8 protein-coding genes are annotated in these 5,897 nt (G+C 52.5%); all 8 read right to left on the minus strand.

The genetic code is table 11. The features are described from left to right. Positions 1 to 87: 87 nt before the first annotated feature. Positions 88 to 1,887, minus strand: a complete 1,800-nt coding sequence (locus PG900_RS22820) for a tape measure protein (protein WP_270832351.1) — start codon at positions 1,885 to 1,887, stop codon at positions 88 to 90. A 50-nt stretch (positions 1,888 to 1,937) separates the two neighbouring features. Continuing rightward, positions 1,938 to 2,840: a Mu-like prophage major head subunit gpT family protein gene (locus PG900_RS22825; RefSeq protein ID WP_270832352.1), complete on the minus strand. Its 903-nt coding sequence runs from the start codon at positions 2,838 to 2,840 to the stop codon at positions 1,938 to 1,940. A gap of 1 nt (position 2,841) precedes the next feature. Next, entirely contained in the window at positions 2,842 to 3,654 is an 813-nt protein-coding gene (locus PG900_RS22830; RefSeq protein WP_270832353.1) for a phage protease, read from the minus strand. 53 nt (positions 3,655 to 3,707) lie between these two features. Beyond that, positions 3,708 to 4,073, minus strand: coding sequence for a hypothetical protein (locus PG900_RS22835; protein WP_270832355.1), 366 nt, complete (start codon positions 4,071 to 4,073; stop codon positions 3,708 to 3,710). Continuing rightward, positions 4,066 to 4,470, minus strand: coding sequence for a Mor transcription activator family protein (locus PG900_RS22840; protein WP_270832356.1), 405 nt, complete (start codon positions 4,468 to 4,470; stop codon positions 4,066 to 4,068). Before PG900_RS22840 ends, PG900_RS22835 begins: the two co-directional genes overlap by 8 nt. Then, complete coding sequence (locus tag PG900_RS22845; RefSeq protein WP_270832357.1) at positions 4,467 to 4,988, minus strand: hypothetical protein; 522 nt, start codon at positions 4,986 to 4,988, stop codon at positions 4,467 to 4,469. The genes PG900_RS22840 and PG900_RS22845 overlap by 4 nt, the downstream gene beginning before the upstream one ends. Before the next feature lie 174 nt (positions 4,989 to 5,162). Continuing rightward, a complete protein-coding gene (locus PG900_RS22850) occupies positions 5,163 to 5,504 on the minus strand; it encodes a DUF3486 family protein (protein ID WP_270832358.1) in 342 nt (113 codons plus the stop codon). A 4-nt stretch (positions 5,505 to 5,508) separates the two neighbouring features. Continuing rightward, a complete protein-coding gene (locus PG900_RS22855) occupies positions 5,509 to 5,850 on the minus strand; it encodes a hypothetical protein (protein WP_270832359.1) in 342 nt (113 codons plus the stop codon). Positions 5,851 to 5,897 lie beyond the last annotated feature (47 nt).

Genomic DNA, 5,897 nt, shown 5'->3' on the forward strand with positions numbered 1-5,897 from the left:
TGTGCGCGCGCGACTGAAATGATCACTGAGTGCGGGTGAATTGATCACTGATTGTTGTGATCAATTCACTAGCAAAAAAGGAGATCATTACGGCATGAGGCTGGGGCCATTATCTATGCTAACGCGCATGCCTGGGGCCTTCTCACGAACAGTGACAGTGGGTGGTCGATCATAGTGGACCGTGACATCAAGTGATGAGCTTGACTGAGCGGGATTTTGCCCCCCCTGGTAGCCGCCTGAAAGATCCTTCTGCATCTCAGCAGCAAGCAGAGCATAAGGGTTGGCAGAGGAGCTCGATGAGGCAGTGCTCATCTCAGATGCCCACATTGCATAAGCATCGGAGTTACTCAGCATCTTTTGCTGAGGAAGCGTTGCCTTCTGGGCTTGGGCGCTATCAAGTTCAGCCTTGAGTGCCTTTGCTTGCTCAGAGTCGCTTGCTGCATAAAGCAGGGCAAGAGGCAGCTCTGGTGCCATCATGGCTGCCAATGCAAGCTTCTTGGGGGTAATAGATGGCTTGGGATTGGGAAGCCCGATAGGCTTTGGCGTTTTGCCTTTTGGTAGATCTACACCAGGGGGAAGGCCGAGCGGCCCACCAGGCATATTGACGACATAGACGGGCATTGCGCCACCATACAGGCTACTGGCAAAAGATTCAGCCATCCCATCCAGTTCACCAAAGCCGCCACTACGACGCCCACCCTTTCGGCCAGATATTTTGCCAGCGGCCCAAGAGCCGGCCGTATAGACACCCTTGCCAACTGCAAGCGCACCTTGGGCCAATGGGGCCGCCATGCGAATACCCTTGTTGATGATGTAGATCGAAGCAAGGATCTTCGCCAGACTCTCATAACCGCCAACAGCATCACTGATCGCCTTCGCGCCACGCCCTATGCCATCCAGGACTGGCAACAGCTCACGGCCAACGTTTTTGACCTCTTTGGCCGCATCAGACACTGCGTGGAAGCTATCAACCAGATTGCCGCCTATCTCCTCAACCAGCTTGTCGTACTCACCGGTTTTTTTCATTTCATCCAGTTGGGAAAGCAGGCCACCCAACTCGGACTTGAGGACGGCAAAGGCCCCGCTTTCCATCACATCGTTCTTGAACAGCGTCCAGTGATCACCCATGTTGGAGATCATGCCGTTCCAGGTGTTCATCTGCTCTCTGGCTGCGCCCTTGGAAGCCTTGCCCATCTGGTCAAGAAGTGCCTGGATCGCCTTCCTGGTCAACTGGCCCTTGCTGGCCATATCCTGGATCTGCTGGGCGCTATATCCGAACCCATTGTTCTGCCCGAGTTCCTTACTGGCCTTCACCAGGTAATCCCAGACCGGCACACCACGTTCAAGCAGCTGAAGCGCCTCTTCACCTTGCAGCTTTCCCTTCGTCCATGCCTGACCGAATGCCAGCGCGATCCCGTCAACCGTTTCAGCAGTTCCACCCATCATGGCTGCCTGGTCGGCAATAGCCTGCATCGTTCCATTCATCGGGTCGAGACCAAACGCTTTCAGCTTGACGAAAGCATTGGTCACTTCATCGACTGCGTATGGTGTGTCCTGGGTGAACTGCTTGATCCATTCCATTGCCTTGGCGCCGCCCTCAGGACCACCTTGCAGTTTGTTGAGCATGATCTGATAGCGTTCAAACTCGGCGGCCGTATCAACAAACGCCTTCTTGAAACCATAAGCAGCCGCAGCCCCAGCAAGTAGCGCGCGATTGCCAAACGAATCAATACCGAGACTGGCCGCCCTCACTGTTTGATCAAGCATTGCCATTGCCCGCCGATTACTCTCGGCAAATTGACTCATTGATTGACCATACTGTTTTGCTTTCTGGGCAAGGTTACCAGCAAGATCAATCGTTATTTCAGTTCGAAGCTGTTTAGTCATATATCCCCCAATTAAAAAGACCAGCCGAACGGCTGGCCTTTTTCACTCAATTACAGGTCTTGAGAGACCAGCAACTCAACCTCGTTGTAATGGGTGTTATCTTCCCCATTATCGAGGGTCCGGCGCTTGAGCAGCTTCTCGGCGGCGGCGCGATTGCTGACATCGACAACCAGTAAGGTTGGCCGGATCTTGAGGGAACTTCCCTCACCATCTTTCAGGCTCATCATCTTGGCGACGGCAGCTTCGAAGTTGGTTTCATCCAGCACTTCTTTACAGGCAACGGCCATCTGCCAGAACGAATATCCGGCATTACCACGGGCACGAGTACCGAAGTAATACTTGTCCTTCATGAACACTTCGGAGTTGCCATCTTCGGTCATCGCCGTAAATGCCGGAGCAATCCGCTCCTGCCAAATCAGCGGCTTGATAGGGCGACTGGTATCCAGCAAGAACCAGGGCGAACCGAGTGCGGCGGGATCACCAACGACATTCGATGCGACAGTGGCCGGGGTCGTTTCCAGCGGATGATCGACATCAAAGAACGGCTGACCGTCATAGCACAGCTCGGTGAAACCGTTCTTGAGCAGGTTGAACACATGCTCATCAGGGTACACCGCGGCGTCATAACCCATCTGCTCGAAGATGATCCCATAACGGCCATAGTCGTTATCTTCATAGTCGACCCGAGCGACCCCTACGGATGCCTCGAACAGTTTGTTGATGATGGTGTACTTGTGCTTCTCCAGCTCTTTCAACTGGCGATCACCAATCCACTCCTTGAGGCGGGGGAAGTCACCCAGCCAACCATAACCGGTGGCACCAGCATTGGATGGCAATACGGTTGCCACCTGCTGATAGGTAGGTTTGGCGGTGCCCATGCCAGCATTAAAGCGGGCGGCAAAGGCGGTGCTGGATTCTGTTACTACGGCATTGATATCGATCGGGGCAGGCATATCACTTATCCTTCTTCACGTTCAAGAATTGTTCTTCACTCACGCCAACGGCGCGACACACAGCAAGTTGGGCATCGCTCAAGCGTGACTTACCCGGCAGCGCGCCGAGCTTTACCGGTGCCACCAGATCCGCGAATCCGCCGTTCAGATCGGCAAATGCCTTGAAGGCGTCGACACCCTGCTCTCGGCAGGTTGCGATCAGAAAATCACGCTGGGCAGGGCAGAACCGGGCATCAGCAATTGCCTGGTCAACGGCGGCCTCGGCCTGCCGGTTCAGCGCCACTTCGTCGCGGCGATTCAGTGCGGCCATCACATCACCTGGGCTCTTGACCTGCACACCCAGCGCAACAGATACCTCGTCCCATCCCTTGCCGCCCTGCTCCCGGCTATTGAGGGCGGTCATGACCAGGTTCGGCTTGTTGGTCAGGGCAACACTCGACAAGCTCAGGATCTCCATACTGGCGTCGTAAGCGAATGCCGGGGACAAGAAGCGATACTCTCGGCTGTTGATGGCCTTGGCCGCTCGTTCTGTCCAGCTGACCTTGGCCCACAGCTCGCCATCACGCAGTTCCAGATCTTCGATCCAGCCTGCTGCCGGAGCCTCTTCACCTTCCGGTGCCTTGAGTTCCTGGCCGTGCTCATAGTCGATAACCAACGGCAACCCCATGTTCTTGAACATGTCGATCAGCTTCGCCGGATCCTTCATATTCCACTTGCGGCCATCGAGGCCCTTGATCTCTGGCCCACTGGGCATGATCTGCACCCATTCAGGTGCGCCCTGAGGCATTTCACTGCACAACGCTACATAAGGCATGCTTAGCCACCTATAACCATCTTTAAAACCGCTTTAAATCGCGCCAGAATGAATCAGTGATTCACAACCGACACGCACCCATGCGCGACCTCATCCAACGCCATAGAGGCCGCCACAACGCTCCACCAGTCCGCCGCATTCATGGAGCACACATCATCCCAGGTGAAAGGTCCTGACCGGTCACCAATAGAGATGATGGAAGCAACGGCGATCTCACGTAGGTAGAAGAACGACTCCAGCGCCTTGGCATGATGGACACCCAACGGCTTGATCTCACCGGCTCGGATCATCCGTCTCACGTTCTTGGTAATGTGCCGCCCCAGATCGCCTTTCTGTTCGTCAGTCAGCGGATGCATGGTCAGCTGCTCATAAAGTTCGCCGTCCAGCACCAGACCGGAATCGATTTTGATTTCAAGCATGATTAATACCTATGCTCTCAAGATGATCACGAGCGTCTTTTTGCAATGCTCTTTGCCTTTCCAAAATTGCGTTTACCTCCCTTTCCGAAAGGCGATATTTCACAGAGAGCTGCGCTGTATTATCACCCTTGAATTCTTTATGCATTTTAATGTCACGAAGAATTTGTTTAATCCGCTCTCCTGATGGGATGTAAACTGCTGTCCCACCAAACGTTTCACACATGGCAATAAACATCGACGCTTGAATACGCTCGTTAAACACACCTTGTTTATTAAGTTGCGCCCCAATGCATGAATACATGTCATCTAAAATAGTCCCCTTTATTTTAGGGAGCGAAGCTTTAAAAGCATCAAAAAAACCAGGCTCAGCCAATAGCTCATCATAACCAATTTTCATGACCACCTCCCAGCAATACAACGCAGAACATACCGTTCACCAAGACCATATTTCTTAGCAATTCTAGCCGGGCTCGATCTCTTCCTCTCATGAACAAACGCATGATGCAGCCACTCATTGCGAAAACGTCTAAAAACAGGCACGTAAACAACCCCAGCACCAATGAACTCAGAAAGCACAGCCAAAATAACAGCTTCACAATCTGGAATGTCAAACTGCTCAAAGCAGTGTGAAGCCATGCCAATTCGATAGTAAAGCCTTGAGTTATAAAAAACTCGACTACTTTCCTCTGACTCTTGATGGAACTGAAATACCTTACCAACGCCAATAATTTTTATAATTTGTTTTTTTAAACAAAGATAACTCAAAAAGCGACTCTTACCAGCCCCTGAATAAGAACGCTTCATAAGCAATGAGAATACTTCATGTGAAAATGACAATGAATCATCGACACCAAAAATTGAACACAGCACATCAATTCTAGATGCAAAATCAACACTGCTATAAGTTACCTTCATGGGCCGTCTCAATCGCACAAGTTAATAATTGAATTATGTCACGTTGACTTGCTTTGTTGCGGTGACGGTTTTCGCCTAATAACGGTAGGCATAAAAAAATCCCCCAGTCGTGAAACTGGGGGATCTTCCCTGCCCTTACCCGATGAGCCCAATCACCGGAGAGGAGTCATAACCTTAACCACTTGCAGCACTACTTTCAATATTTTTCACAAACCGATGCATCGCGCTTTTCGATACTTTCAGGTCATCGCCCAGGCCGCGCTTATCCAGCTCGTCATTGACGTAATTGACCATATCAGCCTGAGTGTATTCTCCACTGCAAATCATAAAGGCAAAGGTGGCCCGAATATCAGGCGGCCACTTCATATATTTACGCACGGTGCGCCGTGGCTTCTCTCCGGCATCAAGAGTAAACACAACCCCTTTCCGCTGATGTTCACGCAGCATCTCCAGCACCTGCTTAACCCCGATCTCATGAACCAGCACTGCCATCTCGTGGCTCTCTTCCGCAGTCAAACGCTTACTCCTCATCGCTTGGCACCTCCACGAACTCACCCGCAATCGCATCGGACAGGGTGGAAACATGCAGGATCTCATCCCGAACCAGGCGCTGCGCAGATCCCGCACTACCTGCGATCACCGCCAGCACCAGAGAGGCTTCACTCAAGAAACCCTCACGGGTAATAAAGCCAGCATCGCAGCTATTCAGTAGCGACTCAAGGGAGCCAAGGTTGAACTTCATGTTCTCGATCTTCTTGCGCAGCGCCTTGTTGGCGCTGCTGACCAGAACGGGAGAGGGGCGGGATTTGGCGATCGCAGCAGAGCGGCGCACCGAAACGGCGGTAGCGTGACGGGCCATCATGCGGCACCTCCCTCAGTCTTGCTCAGGGCATGGCCAGCGCGGATCAG

The organism is Aeromonas sp. QDB03, assembly GCF_027707985.1.
GTDB lineage: Bacteria > Pseudomonadota > Gammaproteobacteria > Enterobacterales > Aeromonadaceae > Aeromonas > Aeromonas hydrophila.